Below are 19482 nucleotides of genomic sequence, written 5' to 3'. Positions count from 1 at the left end.
AAAGACACAAATTTTAACTTTACTGTTCACTTTCAGATTTGCGACGTTTGGCTATTTTAACAAATTCGTACCAAAGAACGCTGACGCAGCCTACACTAATTGGAAGTAACAATTGTTTAAGATCTAATTGTTCGAATCTAAAAAAAGCAGTAATTGGTGGTACATATAGTAGTAAAGCTGTCAAGAATATGGTGACCATTATAATGACTAAGACCAAATTATTTTTGTACCTCAAGGTAGTTAATATTGAATAATAGAACGAACGATTAATTAATGTTAGCAGAATATTTGCGGTCACCAAAACCAAAAAAACCATCGTTCTCGTGAGGGATTCATTATAGTCTTGTGCAATGGCATACTGATAAACGGCTAAAGTTCCGGCAGTTATTACCACTCCTTGCACTATGCTTGTAGACAATTCGTTCCAACTAAAAAACGAAGTAGTGTACGATCTTGGTTTTAAATTCATTGTGTTTTTTTCCAACGGTTCATTTTCATAAACAATAGAACAAGTAGGAGCCATAATGAGTTCGAGAAAAATAATATGAATAGGAGAGAAGATGTTGGGATACATCCAGCCCAGAGCAAGTGGTAAAAAAACCGTAAGTATTATTGGAATATGAATTGAAATGATAAATTGAATTGCTTTTTTAAGGTTGGCATAAATTTTTCTTCCCATGGCAATGGCATGGACCATTTTTGAAAGATCATCATCTATTAAGATTAATGAAGCTGCTTGTTTAGCAATTTCAGTTCCTTTTTTGCCCATCGCTATACCAATGTGAGCAGCCTTTAAAGCTGGACCGTCGTTTACGCCGTCGCCCGTCATGGCAACAATTTCATTATTTGATTTTAGTGTATTGATAATTCTGAGTTTCGCTTCGGGAAACATGCGCGTAAATAAATTAATTTCTGAAACTACTTTTTTCAATTCCTCTTCCGACAAGAGCACTAATTCTTTTCCAGACATACTTTTATCATATCCACCAAAACCAATTTGTTTTGCTATAGATGAAGTAGTTTCGGCATTGTCTCCCGTAATAATTTTCACTTCAATTCCTGCCGTGTAAAAATGTTCTAATACGGTACGGATATTTTCTTTGGGCGGGTCGTAGAAAGCCAATAATCCTATAAATTGAAAAAGGTACTCTTGCTGTGTTTTGGGATAAGTGGTTGCTTCAAAATGACTCTCACCAACCGCAAGCACGCGATAACCTTGAGAAGATAAAGTCTTAATGGTATTTTCGATTTCTACCTTTTCATCTGTCGTTACATTAGAAACTGCTATAATGGCTTCGGCCGCACCTTTTGCAGCTATGATTCTGGTACCCAAATTATTTTCGAAAATGTGCGTCATCATCGGCGGAGTACCAGACAGCGGATATTCATGTATCATTTTAAAATTAGAACGTTCGTCTTTTCCTGAAATAGTCATATATTCTTGATGGAGCGCAATTTCCATGGGGTCAAATGGTATTGGTTCGCTCGCCCACATCGATAGTTTAATCAGTTCTTTTTCGTCGGACGTTAGCTTCTCATCTAAAGCCGTTAAATTGGTAATCTGTCTTGATTTTAAAGAGTAAATTTTGGCTAAACTCATTTCGTTCTTGGTAATTGTACCAGTTTTGTCAATACAAATTACCGTCGCACTGCCCAGTGTTTCGACCGTCTTCATCTGCTTTACAATTATCCCTTCTTTCATCATGCGCCAAGCCCCAAGTGCCATAAACGTCGTAAAAGCAATCGGAATTTCTTCCGGTAAAATACTCATTGCCAAAGTAAGTGCTTGTAACAAACTGTCTAAAAGGTTATAGGACATAAAATAATTGATCATCCAGACGATCAAGAATATTATGAAACCTGCAATGGCCATTTTTTTGACAAAATTGCCAATCTGAATTTCTAATGGCGTTTTCTCTTCTTTGATGGCCTCCAGACTTTTACCAATTTTTCCCAATTGGGTTTGTGCTCCAATCTGGGTAACGGTTGCAATTGCCAATCCGCCAACTACATTTGTGCCTTGATAAATCATTTTATCTACGGCTGTTTTGTCTTTATTTACGGCCATAGATTCTCCGGTCAATATCGATTCATTTACCGAAAAATCATTGGAGTGAATTATAATTCCGTCTGCCGAGATAAAAGCACCTTCTTCTACTAATAAACAGTCGCCTAATACAATATCTTCGGTCTTAATTTCAACCACAACACCATTTCTAATGACTTTACAATGTGGTTTTGTAAAATTTTTTAGTTTTTTTAATGCGTTCCGACTTCTTTTATTTTGAAAAGTTGAAATCAAAGAAATCAGAAGTATCGCTGATGCTAGAAAAATTCCGTCGGCAGTTTTTCCGCTAATAAAGTAAATGGTAGAAGCCACCAACAATAAAATTGTCATGGGTTCCTTAATAATACCGACTATTAGATCAAGGTAGCTATCCTTTTTATAGTCCATTCTATTTGAACCATTTTTTGCCCTAGACGCAATTACTTGGGCATCATTCAGTCCGTTAGTTTCCGCATCAAATCCGGTTAGTTGCATTCCTCTAAGTTATCTAAAAGGATTGTAAAAACTCTTTTTTATTTTGTAAGTTTTTAAGTAAAGATGTTTTATTGTAGAAGCGTCAAAAATGACTGCAAACATCTGATTTTGTGATCACGGTCATTTTTTATAATAGTTTTTATTCTTACCTTTTCTACTATTTGTTAATTTAAAAAATTATGTCAATTTTAATCGTGGTTCGTCACGGACAATCTGTTTATAATTTAGAAAATCGTTTTACAGGAAATCTCGATATCGGATTGACTTCGTTGGGTAGAGAAGAAGCACGAAAAAGCGGCGTGAAATTAAAAGGCTATCATTTTGATATGGCCTTTACTTCTAAACTAAAAAGAGCTTGTGAAAGTTTGACTATTATTCTAAAAGTATTAAACCAAAGTGAAATTCCGATTCATGAAAGTAGTGCTTTAAATGAGCGCATGTACGGAAGTTTACAAGGTCTAAACAAGGCAGAAACCGCAGTAAAATACGGAGCTGATCAAGTTGAGGTTTGGAGAAGAAGCTACGACATTTGTCCGCCAGAAGGCGAAAGTTTAGCAGCAACTTTTAAAAGAGCGGTTCACTATTATAAAACAGAAATCGAGCCTTTGCTGCGAGCGGATAAAAATGTTTTAATTGTAGCGCACGGTAATAGTCTAAGAGCGCTAATGATGTATTTAGAACATATAAGTCCTGCAGATATTGCCCAGGTTACTATTCCGACAGGAATCCCTAAAATTTATGTTTTAGATAAGCACGTAAGGATTCTTGAAACTAAATACTTATAGTACAGGATACTCTTAATTTTATTCAAATTAGTGTGCTCCATAAATTTAAAGCTATGAATAGAAAAGCATTAATTTGCTATTCATAGCTTCACATAACCTTAAAAAGAATTAACGGGTAAGATGACATGAAATTCGGCACCACTATTTTCTTGCGATTTAGAAAAAATAAGACCTTTATGGTTTTCTACAATTTTTTTTCCAATAGTTAAACCAATTCCAGTTCCAGAATACACGTCGTTGTTATGTAGTCGTTGAAAAATGGTAAAAATTTTACTTTCATAAATTTGGTTAAAACCAATTCCATTGTCTTTTATTATAATTTCATAATACGTTAAATTTATATTTAATGTAGCATGTTTTTTTACTTGATTGAGAGTCATTTTGCGCGAACTGATCTGTAGTTTTGGCATTGATCCGTCATTTTTATGAAACTTTAGCGCATTGCTTATTAAATTATAAAATAGCTGATTCATTTGTAAGGGAACCGCCTGAATAATGGGCAGTTTTCCTAATTTAATTTCAGGTTTATTTTCGTCGATAAGCAATTCAAAATCAACCAAAATGTTATTAATAATTACATTTAAATCAGTGCTTTCTACTTTTCTCTCAGTGTTATTCAGATAAGAGTACGCAAGCAAATCTCTAATTAACGTATTCATTCGGATAGATGATTTGCTAATTTTTTCAAGTAAAACCAAGGCTTCGGCAGAAATATTTTCTTGCATACCTAAAAGTCTGCTAATGAACATTAATATTTTTCGCAACGGCTCTTGCAAGTCATGACTGGCAACATAAGCGTATTCTTGCAGCTGAAGATTTGCAGTGTATAAATTTTTCACTGTACTTTCTAATTCGGTATTCGAGGTTAGTAAATCTTTGGTGCGTTCTTGGACTTTACTTTCAAAACCATCAGATAAAACTTGAAGTCTTTTTTCGATAATGCGACGTTCGGTAATGTCTTCGATAGCAAGTAAAATGAGCTGTTCTTTACTAGTTTCATTCGTAACCTGTCGGGCATTTAGCAGCATAATACTTTCGCCATAAGGCATCAGATTAACTGAAATTTGATAGTCGTCGAGCTGCGTTTTCTCTGGCAGTACTTTTTCAAGCATGGCGCGCATCGAATTATTGTCAAAAAGATGATTTTGAATTTCATAAATCAATTTTCCAGCTGCTTCGTCTTTAGCAATATTATATTTTTTAGCAAAAGCTCTGTTTACATTCTTTATTCTTAAATTAGTATCTAGTACCACAATTGGCTCTCTAAGAGTCGCCACGATTGCTTCGGTATAATTTTTAGAAATATTAATTTCTTGCTGTTTTGTTAAAAGTTCCTGATTGATTTGCAAAAGCTCTTCGTTGGTCGATTGCAGCTCTTCTTTTGAAGTTTCTAATTCTTCGTTTAGACTTTGAAGTTCTTCGCTACCACTTAATAATTCCTCATTTGCACTTTGCAACTCTTCGTTGGATGCATCTTGTTCTTCGTTTATGGCATTGACGTCAATATGAATTTTTGCTAATTCTCTTTCTAGCTGGTTAACTCGCTTTAAATTGATATTGTCTCGAACTTCTTCGGCTGAAAGATCGCTTTCAGAAACATCTATTTTTTTTAAGATCGTTTGATAAAATACTATTAAAAAATGGGGTTGGACGGTGTTTAATAAAGGTTGTATTTCGATGGTTACTTCACTTACAATTCCTTTTTTTACAATCTGAATTCCGTCTTTTACAATGAGTAATCCCGTTTCCTTGGCCTTATGGTACGCGTTACGCAGTTCAAAAGCCAACCCATTGCGAGCCATTTTTAGCAAATTAAAGGTAGGTTTACCAGTTGCGAGTTCGATAAATTCGGCAATCGTTCCATTAATATGCACAATATCCATTTGCTCGTTTACGATTACACTTGCTGGCGTATATCTCGAAAGAAGAACTGCTTCGGCACTTATTCTAAAATCGTCTTTGCTGCTTTCTTGTCGGGCTACAGCATCTTTTGGAGTGGTAGATGTGGCGTTATTGGTCATTGCGGAATGTACAAATCTGCCAGAAATTTGTTTGCGCGTATACACTTTGCCTGCTTTGTCAAACGGTTGAAAAAGATCGCCTGCTGGCACATTTGTTTCTGATTTTCCTAATAGTAAAAAGCCGTTTTCTTTTAATGCATAATGAAAAGTGGTAAGCGATTTTTTTTGCAGAAACGAATCCATATATATAAATACATTTCTACAAGAAATTAAATCCATTTTGGCAAAAGGTGGATCGATTAAAAAATTATGGACTGCAAAAACGCACATATTCCTAATTCTAGTTTTAATTTTATAACCATTAGTGTTGGAGGTAAAATATTTGGCCAATAAAGCTTTTGGAACATTCTTAAGCTGCGATTTTCGGTAAAAACCAATTCTTGCTTTCGCAATAGCTAGTTCAGAAATATCAGAGGCAAAAATTTGAATTTCTTTCCCATCCAAATTTTCTCCCAAATAATCATGAAGCAAAATAGCTAAGGTATACGCTTCCTCTCCAGTAGAACAGCCCGCTATCCAAAAACGTATTGTATTTTCTTCGCTCGCTTTTGTGCAAATTAGGGGCAATACTTTTTCTCGGATAGTTTGAAATATTTTTACATCTCTAAAAAATTCCGTTACTGGAATGAGCATGTCGTTGAACAAATCTTCAGTTGCCAGTTTATCTCCTTGCAGAATTCGTAGATAATCTTTTAACGTTATAATTTTATTTAAGGCCATCCTTCTGGCAATACGGCGGCGTATCGTAGTTTGTTTATAAGAGGTAAAATCTACTCCGCTATGGTGACGTAAAACCTTAATTATTTCCTGAAATAAGATTTCTTCACTGGCATTGTTCTGGGTATTAATTGCTTCTTTAACTTTAAAAAGCTCAATAAGTTTTGCTACAATTTTTTCAGGTGGAAATACATAATCAACAACTCCCGCATTAATTGCATTTTGTGGCATTTCAGTAAAAGACGCGTTGGAATCTTGTGCAAAAGTAGTTCCACCATGTTTTTTAATAACTTCTAGACCAATTGTTCCATCAGATCCAGTGCCCGATAGTAAAACGCCATACGCAAGGTTAAGATGAACTTCGGCAAGCGAGCTAAAGAATATATCTATAGCTTGATTTCTGGTGTTTTTTAATCGCGGGTCTAATTTTAAAACGCCGTCAAAAGAGGTAAGAATTTTATTTTCGGGAATTACATAAATGTTATTGGGTGCCAGATGAATGTCATCGGTAATTTCATTAATTGGAATTTTGGCAACGCGCGACAGCAGTTCTGTAAGCATACTGTCGTGCTGCGGATGCAGGTGCTGCACAAAAACATAAGCCATGCCAGAATCAGCGGGAATTGCATCAATAAATTGTGTAAAAGCTTCTAGACCTCCTGCCGAAGCACCAATACCAATTATTGGAAAGTCTTGGCGCGATGCCAGAGGCAACTTGTTTTGCGTTGTCTGCATGATTTCTATTGTTAATTCAATTTAGGTAATAAGAAGTATAAATCAGTGCCACAAATACAATTCTCTTAATTTAAAGCTTGATGATAAAAGATTTGATTTCTGAAGATTTTACTTGTTCTTCCCAATCCATACTGATTACTTTTTTTAATAATTTTTTTAAATCATCAAATCCGTCTGGTTTTACAATGTAAGCGTTCGCTCCTAATCCAAATGTAAGCTTGATACAGTCTTCGGATGTCGATGTGGAATAAATAGCTATCACTGGAATATCTTTGAAGTTAGAGTTGTCTCTAATTTTTTCTAACGTTTCAAAACCCGAAAGAATAGGCATATTTAGATCTAAAAAAATAATGTCTGGAGTTTCACAATTTTCGTCGTTCAAGCGACTAATTAACTCAACACCATTTTTACAATATTCAATAGGATAATTAAGATCGAAATCTTCTGTTGCTTCAGCAAAAAAGTAACGGTCATCTTCATCATCATCAGTAAGTATAATTCTTAAATTTTTTTTAGTAGGCATGGGCTGAATTAATTTAATCAAATGTAGTGTTTAAATATATTGTAAGAATTTATTTGGAGGCATTTGATTCGTATTTTATCGATAAATCGTGATCAATATTAGATAAGTGCTATGGAAAAGCCACTTTCCGTAGTTTGTATGAACTTACTTTTTTTTATAAATAAATTAAAAAGATTAAGATTTAGTAATCGTTTAACTACTTTTTAATGAAGCAAATTATATAATCTTAAATTATAATTGTGTAACCAGAAAATAAGAAAAAAATTTAAACTTTATAGCTTTAACAAATCTTAGGCAACGTTATGATGAAGGTGCTGTCATTAGCAAGACCTATTTAATTTTTGATAAAGAATTAAAGGTACAAACGCTACAAAAAAGTAATTGCTGTAAAAACATCAAAATGCTAAACGAACTAGGCTACTCAGAGTCTATCTAAAAAATGCCATACGTGTCAGTAAATTTTCAAAAAATCTATTATATTATTCATATTATCAATGGAATATGGTTTCAATTGCTGGAAAAAGTCCAATACTGTTTTTTAGAAGCAACTAAAATAGGACTTTCCAAAAAGCCAGAAGTTTTAGAACGAATTAAATACAACAATAATGGAAACACACAAAAATTTAGGAATATGGATGGATCATGTTGCAGCCGATCTAATTGATATAAGCAGCGGAACAAACGACCACATTATAGTATCCGATTTTACTTTTGAGCACAAGGATGAAGCTTTAAATAAGAGCGAAAAAACCATGCACAATAAGCAAAGACAAATGCAAGAGCAGTATTATAAAAAAATTGCAGATGTAGTGTTAAAGTATCAACACATACTTTTATTCGGACCCACAGATGCAAAAATAGAATTACATAATTATTTGAAGTCTGATGTGCTTTTTAAGGATATTAAAATGGATGTAAAAGAAACGGATAAAATGACTGATCCTGAAAAAGAAGCTTATGTAAAAAATCATTTTAAATAATTTTTCGCGCACTGCTCACAGATTTATTAACACTCGTTAGTACTAAAAAAACCTCCAGACTCGTTTGTCTTTGGAGGTTTTTTTATGCGTACTTATCAACGAATATAGCCGTTCTTAAATTTGAAAATGATTCGATCTAAATAAAGATGAATTTTATAAATTTAATACTGTTAAATTTAAAACAAGTGTAAGAACAACAGTTAAGCAATTTAGAGTTAATTTAAAAATACAGTTTAGCCAACTTTTAATTTTATTTTTTTAAAGTAACGTACTAAATTGATATTCAGTATGTAATGATTTGTTCTGTATTTCATTATACATCTATAAATTTTAAATTCCTTTTACCAACGATAAAGAGGATTTAAAATTATTTGAATAATAGTTCAAAATTTAGCAGAGTAAAAGTACTCTCTCTATTTTTATGTGCTCGAAAACAAATTAATTATGTGTTCGTGCACATTTTTATTGCATTTTCTTTGTTTTTTAAAATTAAATTTATAGTTTAGTCAAGAATTAAGAAATTACATCTGTAAGTTATGTTAAATGGATTTTGTTTCTAATCTATTTTTATAGAAGAAAATACTTTCAAAAACTACAATTGCCTCAATTGTCGATGAGCAATTAATTTAAGAATAATACAAACTAAATAACACTTTTTATTAACTACTAACCAAACGAACTTATGAAACAAAGTTTATACTCGCTAGAGTTTAAAATGTTTAATGATAAGAACAGATTGCTTCCGCGAATTTTAAAAAGTTCAACGATGCTAGGCGTTGTATTCTGTTCTTTATCTGCTTTTGCAAACACAGACGGCTTTGACCCTGCTTCTTTAAGAGGTGCAACTAACAAAATCTATTACAATTTTAATCTGCAACAAAATCAAGTAAAAGGTACGGTTACCGATAGCAATGGTGCGCCAATACCAGGAGCGAATATTTTAGAAAAAGGTACTACAAATGGCGTGCAAACTGATTTTGATGGAAACTTTGTTCTTTCGGTAAGCAACAATAATGCTGTTTTGGTAGTCTCTTATGTTGGCTTTACGAGCAAAGAAATTTCTGTTAACGGACAAACATCCATAAACGTGCAGCTGCAAGAAGATGCTGCTCGATTAGAGGAAGTAGTTGTTGTAGGATTTGGGGTTCAGAAAAAAGTAAACCTTACAGGATCTGTTGCTACAGTTAGTGGTGAAATGCTCGAAAGCAGACCAATAACGAGTGTATCAGCGGGACTTTCGGGTTTGTTGCCAGGTGTAGCGGTAAATCAATCTTCGGGTCAACCTGGATCTGATGGCGGATCCATTAGAATTCGTGGTACAGGCACCTTAAATCAAGCTTCGCCAATGGTATTGATCGATGGGGTAGAAGGATCATTAAACGATGTACAAGCAAACGATATTGCTAGTATTTCTGTTCTTAAAGATGCTGCATCGGCTGCAATTTACGGTTCGAAAGCGGCTAATGGAGTCATTTTAATTACAACCAAATCAGGTAAGTCTGGCGAACCTGTGGTTAGCATTACCAGCGATGTAGGCTGGCAATCGCCGACAACGTTGCCTGAATATCTAGGGTCTTATGACTATGCAACTTTGTATAATGAGGCATTAGGGAACATGGGTAAAGCACCAAAGTTTACCGCCAATGATTTAGAGCTGTTTCGTAATGGTTCTGATCCTTATGGACATCCGGATACCGATTGGCAAGATTTGCTTTATCAAGGTTCTGGATTTGTAATGACAAATAATGTTGGTATTTCTGGAGGATCAGAGACTACTAAATATAGAGGTTCTGTGAATCATCAAAAACAGGATGGAATTATTAAGCATACGGGGAAAAATGAGTACAACGGCCGACTGAATCTTACGGTTACTCCTCGTAAATGGTTAACTACCAATATGAACTTATCGTATACGCAAATGGATCGCATTGCTCCAAACAATGCGTACACAGGAGGAGGATTGGATCAGATTATCAGACAAACTAACAGAATTGCACCATGGATTCCGTACAAAAATGAAGACGGCACATATGGAACAATCTCAGATGGTAACCCAATCGCATGGTTGGATATGGGACCTCAAATGAATTACCAGCGTAAAACATTTGTAGGTATTGGTTCGGTGCAAGCAGATATATTTAAGGGCTTTAATGTAAAAGCATTAGTTTCTCATAGAAATATAGAAGAGGATAACTCCGAAATGAACAAAGAGATTCAGTACAATGCGTCAAAATACCAAGGTCCTACAAAATTAACCGAAGATTTACGATCAAGTACCCGTAATACATTTGATTTAACGGCAAATTACTTCAATACCTTCAATGAGGTTCACAATGTATCTGCTTTAGCAGGCTATCATACTGAAGCTTATGATTATAAAAGAACGACAGCTTATCGTGAAAATTTTCCGAGTACAGAACTTCCTAACTTAGATGCAGGATCTACAAACGGAATGAAAAATACAGGATATACACGTGAACTGAATATGGTTTCGTGGTTCGGACGTATTAATTACGATTACATGGGCCGTTATTTGTTTGAAGCTAATTTAAGATCAGATGCTTCGTCTCGTTTTGCAAAAGAAAACAGAGTAGGTACGTTCCCGTCGTTTTCAGCAGGATGGCGTATCTCTGAAGAGGCGTTCTTCGAAGGTGCTAAAAATTCGGTAAATGATTTGAAAGTTAGAGTTTCATGGGGACAATTGGGTAACCAAGATGCATTATCAAATGATGGTCAAGATTCTTATTATCCTACTATTCCAACTTTAGGACTCGGTCAAGATTATCCGTTTAATAGTATCATAAATTCTGGAGCAGCGATTGTAAATGCTAAAAATGGAGCATTAATTTGGGAAAAAACAACAAGTTATGGTGTCGGTTTAGATGCTAGGTTTTTCCGCAAATTAGATTTAACTGTTGACTGGTATAAAAAAAGTACCGAAGGTATTATCATGCAAGTACCAGCGCCCAATGAGTTTGCTTTAGAGAAATTCTACGACAACGTTGGTAAACTAGATAATCAAGGTATTGAAGTGAGTCTTAATTATTCAGATAAATTTGGCGAAGTAGATTTTGGCTTTGGTGGAAATATCGCATATAATAAAAATGAATTAGTAGAACTTGCAGGAACAGACATGATTATTGCTGGGCGTAAAATTCGTCAATTAGGACAATCTGTTGACTCTTGGTACGGTTATAAAACAGATGGTTTACACCAAAGTCAAGCTGATATTGATGCGTATCCGACCAACACATTATATGGCAATCAAATTAAACCAGGAGATTTACGTTATGTAGATTCAAACGGTGACGGTAAAGTTGATGCTGATGATCGAGTTTTATTAGGCAATTCAATACCTTCTTTAAATTTCGGTTTTAATTTAACGGCTGGCTATAAAAACTTTGACTTCATGGCTCTTTTTCAAGGTGCAACGGGAGGTTATGGATATATGGATTTTGATGCAGTGGGTGCGGTAAATGGAGACGGTCAGAAACCATCAGCATTATGGATGAATCGTTGGACTCCAGAAAATCCAAATACAAGTGTGCCAAGGCTTATTGACAACATTTATGGTCCAAGTATGCCACAGAATTCAACAACAAGCTACTGGTTAAGAAGTACCGATTATTTGAGAATGAAAAATCTGCAAATTGGATACAATGTTCCATCAGAAATATTAAGTAACTGGAAAATTGCGCGCCTTAGAGTGTACTATAGTGCCGATAATTTATTTACCGTTACAGATTATTTAAAAGGATGGGATCCAGAAGCTCCTTCGGGACGTGGTAGCGGTTATCCAGTTGTAATGACAAATTCAATCGGACTTAATTTAACTTTTTAATTTACATAAAAGATGAAAAAATTAATATACTTATTAGCAATAGTTTTTATATTCAGCGCTTGCAGTGAGTCTTTTTTAGAAACAGCACCAGACGATGCTCTTTCTCCTTCTACTTTCTGGAAAAGCAAGAAAGATTTAGATTTGGCACTAACAGGATGCTACAGCGGCTTTGAAGATGGGGGTACATTGATGTACCGTGATTGTGGCTCAGACAATGGTTATAATAATTTTCCTTGGGAAGGATGGACTGCTGTAGGAAATGGTAATTTGTCACCAGCAGATCCCGGAGCTTCTTATTACGGTTTTGGCACAATTAACAGATGTAACGAATTTCTTTTAAATGCTGATAATGCTACTACAGTTCCAGAAGGAGACAGAGCAATTTACAAAGCTCAAGCTCGTTTTATTCGCGCTTATAAGTATTATTCGTTAACTACAAATTATGGTGATGTGCCGTTAATTACAGAAAATTTTGCAACGCCAGAAGATGCGAAAGTTCCAAGAGATTCGCAAGAGGTGATTCGCAAATTTATTGAAGATGAATTGACAGCTGTGATTGCTATTTTACCAGCATCTTATTCGGGAGCAGAATATGGCAAAGCAACAAAAGGAGCGGCTCAAGCACTTTTGATGCGATACTATTTGTATTTTAAAGATTATCCAAAGGCATTAGCGACTGCAAACAGTATTAGCGGGTATTCTTTAAATCCAACATTTACAGGACTTTTTGATCCAGCCAATGAACAAAACAGTGAGATTATCTTATCAGTGCAACAAACAGCCGATTTGTCTGCAATTGATTTTACTCCATTTTTACCAAACGGTATCGGTGGATGGTCCTCTGTTGTGCCAACACAATCTTTAGTTGATGCTTTTGAAATGGCAAACGGAAAGACAATTCAAGAAGCAGAAAGTGCAGGCGAATATGATCCTGCAAATCCATTCGTAAACAGAGATCCACGTTTACGAGCAACTGTAGTTTATCCAGGCCAAGTTTTTGGAGATAAAATATATCGCTCAGTAGAAGTGGGTAGTAATGATTATTACAACAAAGCGGACAATGCGTCTAAAACAGGTTATAATTTTAAAAAGTACACTTCATTTATGGAGTTAGATTCTGGAGCTCCGTATTGGAATATGGGTAGCGACATCTTTATTTTCCGTTATGCAGAAGTACTGTTAACAATTGCTGAAGCTAAAATCGAATTGGCTCAAATAGATGCAGCACTTTATACTGCTTTAAATACCGTACGTCTTAGAGCAGGAATGCCTGCTGTAGATCAAGCAAAGTATGCAGACCAATCCAGTTTAAGAAAACTACTAAGAAACGAGCGCAGAGTAGAATTTGCTATGGAAGGTTTACGTCGAGATGATATTATTCGTTGGAATATCGCGACTGATGTGCTTAATGGTAATTTAATGGGCGCAAAAAGAGGAACTGTTTTGGCGACAACGCAACCAAACGGCGATTACAATGTGTCAATGACCTTGCCAGCCAACTTAATTGAAAGCAGATCGTTTGTAGCGCCTAAAAACAATCTTTTGCCTATTCCACAAAATGCGATCGATAAAAATCCAAAACTTTCGCCAAACAATCAAGGCTATTAGGTAGAGGATAAAATAATGGAATTATTAAAGTTAGTTTGGTTTTTATATTGAAACTAAAAGTCCCGTCAAGTCATTTAAAGACTGACGGGATTTTTTTATGGTAATATTTACGATATTCCAACGCCTAATAATTTTAAATTTATCAGTAAAATATATTATTAAATGTAAATTTCAAAAATAGAAGAAAACCGTAAATTTGTTTCTTTCAAAAGCAACTTGAAACGCAATTGATCTCACGAAATCTGAAATCGAAGTTCTATGTATAACTATCAATCTAAAACGAGCATGCAAAAAGATAAAAAAGAAAGAGTACTTATAGTATCTGATTTGTGGGGCAAAGAAAAATCAAATTGGATTAACTTTTACCTTTCAGTTTTAGAAGATCAATTTGACGTTCAGTATTATGACAGTTGTGTTTTAGGCGAAATCGATACCAGTGAGTACGCTAAAGATAAATTGCACGCTCAATTTATTAATGGAGGTATTGACAAAGCAGTCGAAAATCTTTTGCTTCAAGAGAATGAAAACTGCATGGTGCTAGGTTTCAGTATCGGTGGCTGTATTGCTTGGAAAGCGGCTAATTTGGGATTAAAAGTTGAAAGTTTAATAGCTGTATCTTCGACAAGATTGCGATACGAAATTAAAAAGCCAGCGGTAAAAATTAAATTAATTTACGGGCAGGAAGACGCAAATAAGCCAGATGGAAATTGGTTTTCAAACATGCAAATTAGCGCAAATTTTTATCAAAACGAAGATCACGAATTATACAGGAAAAAAGAATGTGCAGATAAAATTTGTAAAACCATTATAGATCACAAATTTTAATTGGACTTATTTATAGGCGCACTTAAATTATCTTTTAGAAAGAAACATTTTAGTAGTTAAAAAGCATTTAGAGCAATGGATAGGTAAAAGTTATCCCTATTAAACGTCAATTGTTAATTCTTTTTTAAAAAAAGCTGCTACAGCAGCTTCTATAGTTAGAATTTGTTAAAAGCTTTTGAAGGTTGTTATATTTTTGTATCTTGTTACTTTATGTAGAAAAACAATGACAATCCATTTATTTTTTCTTGTGAATACCGTTGCGCTAGGTCTTTTATTCTTACTGACCTACTTGCACGACGACTCGTTTTTAAACTGCTCGAAAGACTTTATAAATTAAGCCCTGTCAAACCCATGACAGGGAAATCTTCTGATTCCTTTATATACAATTTAAACCGTCAATCGTTTATTGATGCCGATTTTTCATTAAACCTCATTTGCACAAAGGTAATGAGTTTTAATGTGTGGGTATTTTATAAAAAAAGCATCAAAGCAATTGGTACAAAACACAGAAAAAATGGAACAAGAAATCACATTAACAACAGGAATTTACGACTTAATTAAAGATCATATTAGAAGAAAGAAATCGACTCCTGAAGAGGAAGAAATCTTAAAATTACAGTTAAAAAGAGCCAAACAAGTTAACCGTAAATTACTACCGTTAGATGTTGTAACGGTTGACGCAAAAGTGACAATTAAAGATTTGACAAGTCAAGAAGAGCATGTTCATACATTTGTTGCGCCAGACAAAGCAAAGCAAAGAAACAAAACCGAATCGATTTTAAGTACTATGGGTCTTGCTTTGGTAGGATGTAAAATAGGAGACATCATCAATTGGAGTTTTGATGAAGAGCCAAAGCAGTTCGAAATTATGAACGTAGAAAGACTAGCATAATAAATGCGATAAAAACACAGTATTTCGTTAGTAGAATGCTGATTTTTAATTATTTATTAAGCGTTTGACTGAAAATTTAGTAGATACAAGTAGTAGATCAAACCATAATATAAAACCTTCAAAGTCATTGATTTTGAAGGTTTTTTTGTATCTAGGTGTCATGCAAGCTTGCATTTATTTAGTGTGAATTGTTTACTATTTCAGTATTCAATGCCCTTATGTTAAAAAGTTTTAATGGCTTTCTTTCAAAACACTTTCAAAAACAATTAAAACACCCCTCTATGCTTCTTTCAAGTTAACTGCAACATATTGAGCTAATCAAAATTTCGATTGAGTTAAGTTTTTCGTCTTTAGAGCAGTAACTTTATAAATAAATTGATTGATATGGATTCTCTTGTTAAACATGGCGTTATTTTAAAACCAACAGACTTAGAATTTGAAAATTTAGGCGTGTTAAATCCCGCAGTTTATCAAGAAGGAAATACAGTCCATATGTTTTATCGTGCCGCACACGTTGGTAATTTTTCGAGTATCGGGTACTGTCAATTTAATGGTCCGTTAGATCTGGTTCAGAGAGATAAAAAACCCATTATTTTTCCTGAATTTATTTATGAGTGTCACGGAGTGGAAGATCCAAGATTGACTAAAATAGAAGATACCTATTATTTGTCGTATGTGGCGTACGATGGAGTTAACGCATTTGGAGCTTTAGCGGTATCTAAAGATTTAAAAAAGTGGAAGAAAAAAGGGATTATTACACCAAGGTTTTCGGCTTTGGCTTATAATAATTTATTACATGAAAAAAAGATAAAAGAATCCGATCCTAACGCGCTATATGTGAAGCACAATAATGAGAGTAAGCATCACTTTAATCCTATTACCAAAGACGACGCTTATGTTTGGGATAAAAATGTAGTTTTTTTTCCGAGAAAAATAAATGGTAAGTATGCGTTTTTGCATCGTTTATTACCCGCAATTCAATTTGCCAGTTATGAAAACTTATCCGATTTGAATGCGGAATTCTGGTCAAATTACATACGAGGCCTGGACCAGCACACAGTTTTGTGTCCAAAATATAAACATGAATCGAGTCATATTGGTTCTGGTTGTCCACCGATAGAAACAGCCGATGGTTGGCTACTTATTTATCATGCTACCGAAAAGAGCGAAAAAGGGTTAGTATATCATGCTTGTGCGGCTTTATTAGATTTAGAAAATCCTTTGAAAGTGATTGCACGTTTAAAGGAACCACTAGTTTCGCCAAGTGAGACTTACGAAAAGCAAGGCTATGTTAATTTTGTAGTATTTCCAACGGGAACTGCGATTTTTGACGGTCGATTATATATTTATTATGGCGCTGCCGATGACGAGATTGCAGTAGCTTCTGTGGATTTTAATGAATTAATGAACAATTTAAATAATCAGAGTGATGAAAACGTTATCTCCTAAATCGAAAATAATTTTTATGTCAACGTATCCACCGACACAGTGCGGAATAGCTACGTTTACAGAAGACACTGTTAATGCAATTCAAAAAATATATGGTAAAAGTATCAGCTGTGAAATTTGCGAAATTACTTTTAAAGGAGAGGCAGATAAAAGCTCAGCTTATCATTTACCATCTAAAAATAGAGAAGCTTATGCTGCAGTAGCAAATGATATTAATAAGGACGATGCTGTTAAACTAGTTCATATTCAGCACGAATTCGGTTTATTTGGTGGTGAGTTTGGCAATTATTTGTTGGATTTTTTAGAGGTAATAAAAAAGCCAATTGCTTATACTTTTCATAGCGTAATTCCGAATCCAGATAAAAAATTAAAAGCTATTGTACGTTTGCTGTGCAGTTATAGTGAAGCCATTTTTGTAATGACCAATCAGTCCAAAAAAATCTTGATGGAAGAGTACGGTATCAATGAAAAGGATATTGCATTGGTGGAACACGGAACACATTTGGTTCGTTACGAAAGTACTGATCAAGCAAAGAAGAAATTAGCATTAGAGGACCGATTGATACTTTCTACTTTTGGATTATTAGGAGAAGGAAAAAGTATTGAAACAGGTTTGAAAGCGCTTCCTCAAATTGTAGCACAATTTCCGAATGTTCTGTATTTAATTCTAGGTAAAACACATCCAAACACTATCGTCGATAATGTAGATCACTACCGCAATTCGTTGGAAGCAATTGTTAAAGAATTACATCTCGAAAAAAATGTTCGCTTTGTCAATGAGTATTTGGAAGTACATGAATTATTGGATTATCTTAAAGCAACGGATGTGTATTTGTTTACGTCCAAAGATCCAAATCAAGCAGTAAGTGGAACTTTTTCATATGCAATGAGCTGTTCTTGTCCAATTGTGGCAAGTAAGATTCCGCACACTTTAGAAAGCTTGACTTCTGATATTGGTATTTTAGCTGATATTCAGGATTCAGATCAGTTTGCAAAAGCGACTTTGAAACTTTTAAGCGATTCTGAATTAAGAACGCATATGGCACTGAATGCTTACGCAAAAACGACTAAAACATCTTGGGAAAATACCGCTCTTAAACACATTAAGACGTACCAGAAAATTGCAACGGATTTATCAAAAATAAAAATAAATTATCCTGAGATCAACATGGACCATCAAAAAGCGATGACTTCGGATCTTGGAATCTTTCAGTTCTGTAAAATTTCAGAGCCCGATTTAGATGCTGGATATACCATAGATGATAACGCAAGAGCATTAATTGCGATGTGCAAGCACTATAAGTTAAAAGGAGAAGAAACGGACATTCCTTACATTAAAATTTATCTTGATTTTATTGTAAGATGTCAGTTGAAAAAAGGAAACTTTATAAACTACGTCGATCAATTTAATGTAGTAGAGCCAAAAAATAGCAACGAAAATTTAGAAGATTCTAACGGTCGTGCAATTTGGGCGTTGGGTTATTTGCTAAGTTTAGAAAATGGAACATTGCCAGCATCAATTGTTTATAAAGCTACTTTAAGCATTAACAAAACGCTGACTTTTGCCAAAGAGTTGCATTCGCCTAGAGCGATTGCATTTGCTGTAAAGGGATTGTATCAGCTTTATTTAGTAACACCAACCGAGCGAGTATTAAATCTACTCAATCATTTGTCAAAGAAATTAGAAAAAACCTACATTAATACAGCATCAAAAAACTGGAATTGGTTTGAAGAAAAACTGACGTACGCAAATAGTGTTTTACCCGAAGCGTTGCTAATTTCTTTTGTTGTAACTGGAAATGAAGCTCATAAAAAAATAGCATTGGAGTCGATGGATTTTCTAATATCCAAAATGTTTTTTAATGATAAATTTAAAATCATTAGCAACCAAGGATGGCATGAAAAAGGAGCAATTCCCCATGAATACGGAGAGCAACCAATTGAAGCATGCTACATGATGTACGGTTTGGACTTATTTTATCAAACATTTGGTGATCCGATGTATAAAAAGAATTTGAAGTTAGCATTTGATTGGTTTTTAGGGAAGAACCACTTAAATCACATCATGTACAATCCCATTACGGGAGGTTGTTATGATGGTTTAGAGAAAGGAAATGTAAACTTAAACCAAGGAGCAGAGTCTACTGTTTGTTATTTATCTGCACGACTTTTAGTTGAAAGCTATACATCAAAAGGAAAAATTATAGAATTGCCAACGGGTAAAAAAATCAATGCAAAAAACGCTGCTTTTCTACGTTTTAATGAAGTTAAGTCGGCTACAGGAACCGATAATTCAGTAAACGAATCATTAGGTTTTAATTTCAAAAAGAAAGATATTACTTTGACGACTCTCGGAAAAAAGAGAGAAGTTACATTAAAATAGATATAAAGGTTTTTTGAGTGTATTTTGGACTATATAAAAAGAGAGTTTGTGCGTGCAAGCTCTCTTTTTGCATTTTCATTACTTTACTGTAGAGACAAAAAAGACATAAAGATACTTTTTGATTTCCTTCGACACTATTTGAATTACAGAGTATTTTTCCACATACTAAAGAAATTACGGA

General features: G+C 34.4%; 11 protein-coding genes. 8 read left to right on the top strand and 3 right to left on the bottom strand.

From position 1 onward, the window contains the following. Positions 1-19: 19 nt before the first annotated feature. The gene (locus tag AP058_RS09070; protein WP_066309471.1) at positions 20-2542 is read right to left on the bottom strand and encodes a cation-transporting P-type ATPase; all 2523 of its coding nucleotides are present in this window, start codon (positions 2540-2542) and stop codon (positions 20-22) included. Between the two features lie 179 nt (positions 2543-2721). Between AP058_RS09070 and AP058_RS09065 the strand changes: the two genes are divergently transcribed. Next, complete coding sequence (locus AP058_RS09065) at positions 2722-3327, top strand: 2,3-diphosphoglycerate-dependent phosphoglycerate mutase (RefSeq protein WP_066309467.1); 606 nt, start codon at positions 2722-2724, stop codon at positions 3325-3327. A gap of 98 nt (positions 3328-3425) precedes the next feature. Here the strand turns inward: AP058_RS09065 and AP058_RS09060 are convergent, their stop codons facing one another. After that, a complete protein-coding gene (locus AP058_RS09060; protein WP_066309464.1) occupies positions 3426-6800 on the bottom strand; it encodes a CheR family methyltransferase in 3375 nt (1124 codons plus the stop codon). Between the two features lie 70 nt (positions 6801-6870). After that, positions 6871-7323 (bottom strand): response regulator, encoded by a 453-nt coding sequence (locus AP058_RS09055; protein ID WP_066309461.1) that lies wholly within the window; start codon positions 7321-7323, stop codon positions 6871-6873. Between the two features lie 605 nt (positions 7324-7928). Here AP058_RS09055 and AP058_RS09050 point away from each other — a divergent pair. From AP058_RS09050 to AP058_RS09020, 7 genes are all read left to right on the top strand, one after another. Continuing rightward, the gene (locus tag AP058_RS09050; RefSeq protein ID WP_066309454.1) at positions 7929-8303 is read left to right on the top strand and encodes a hypothetical protein; all 375 of its coding nucleotides are present in this window, start codon (positions 7929-7931) and stop codon (positions 8301-8303) included. A 682-nt stretch (positions 8304-8985) separates the two neighbouring features. Beyond that, a complete protein-coding gene (locus AP058_RS09045; RefSeq protein ID WP_082706617.1) occupies positions 8986-12144 on the top strand; it encodes a TonB-dependent receptor in 3159 nt (1052 codons plus the stop codon). 12 nt (positions 12145-12156) lie between these two features. Then, complete coding sequence (locus AP058_RS09040) at positions 12157-13752, top strand: RagB/SusD family nutrient uptake outer membrane protein (RefSeq protein WP_066309453.1); 1596 nt, start codon at positions 12157-12159, stop codon at positions 13750-13752. Positions 13753-14010: 258 nt separating this feature from the next. After that, positions 14011-14577: a hypothetical protein gene (locus tag AP058_RS09035; RefSeq protein ID WP_082706616.1), complete on the top strand. Its 567-nt coding sequence runs from the start codon at positions 14011-14013 to the stop codon at positions 14575-14577. A gap of 514 nt (positions 14578-15091) precedes the next feature. Then, the gene (locus AP058_RS09030; RefSeq protein WP_066309613.1) at positions 15092-15469 is read left to right on the top strand and encodes a GreA/GreB family elongation factor; all 378 of its coding nucleotides are present in this window, start codon (positions 15092-15094) and stop codon (positions 15467-15469) included. Between the two features lie 384 nt (positions 15470-15853). Further along, the gene (locus AP058_RS09025) at positions 15854-16918 is read left to right on the top strand and encodes a pesticidal protein Cry7Aa (protein ID WP_066309452.1); all 1065 of its coding nucleotides are present in this window, start codon (positions 15854-15856) and stop codon (positions 16916-16918) included. Between the two features lie 16 nt (positions 16919-16934). After that, complete coding sequence (locus AP058_RS09020; RefSeq protein WP_231739612.1) at positions 16935-19301, top strand: glycosyltransferase; 2367 nt, start codon at positions 16935-16937, stop codon at positions 19299-19301. The last annotated feature ends 181 nt before the right edge of the window (positions 19302-19482 follow it).

The sequence above is a fragment of the Flavobacterium sp. TAB 87 genome (genome assembly GCF_001529295.1).
In the GTDB taxonomy this organism is placed as follows: domain Bacteria; phylum Bacteroidota; class Bacteroidia; order Flavobacteriales; family Flavobacteriaceae; genus Flavobacterium.
Note: the sequence above shows the minus strand (reverse complement) of the source record. Positions and strands in the feature narration are given on the sequence as shown.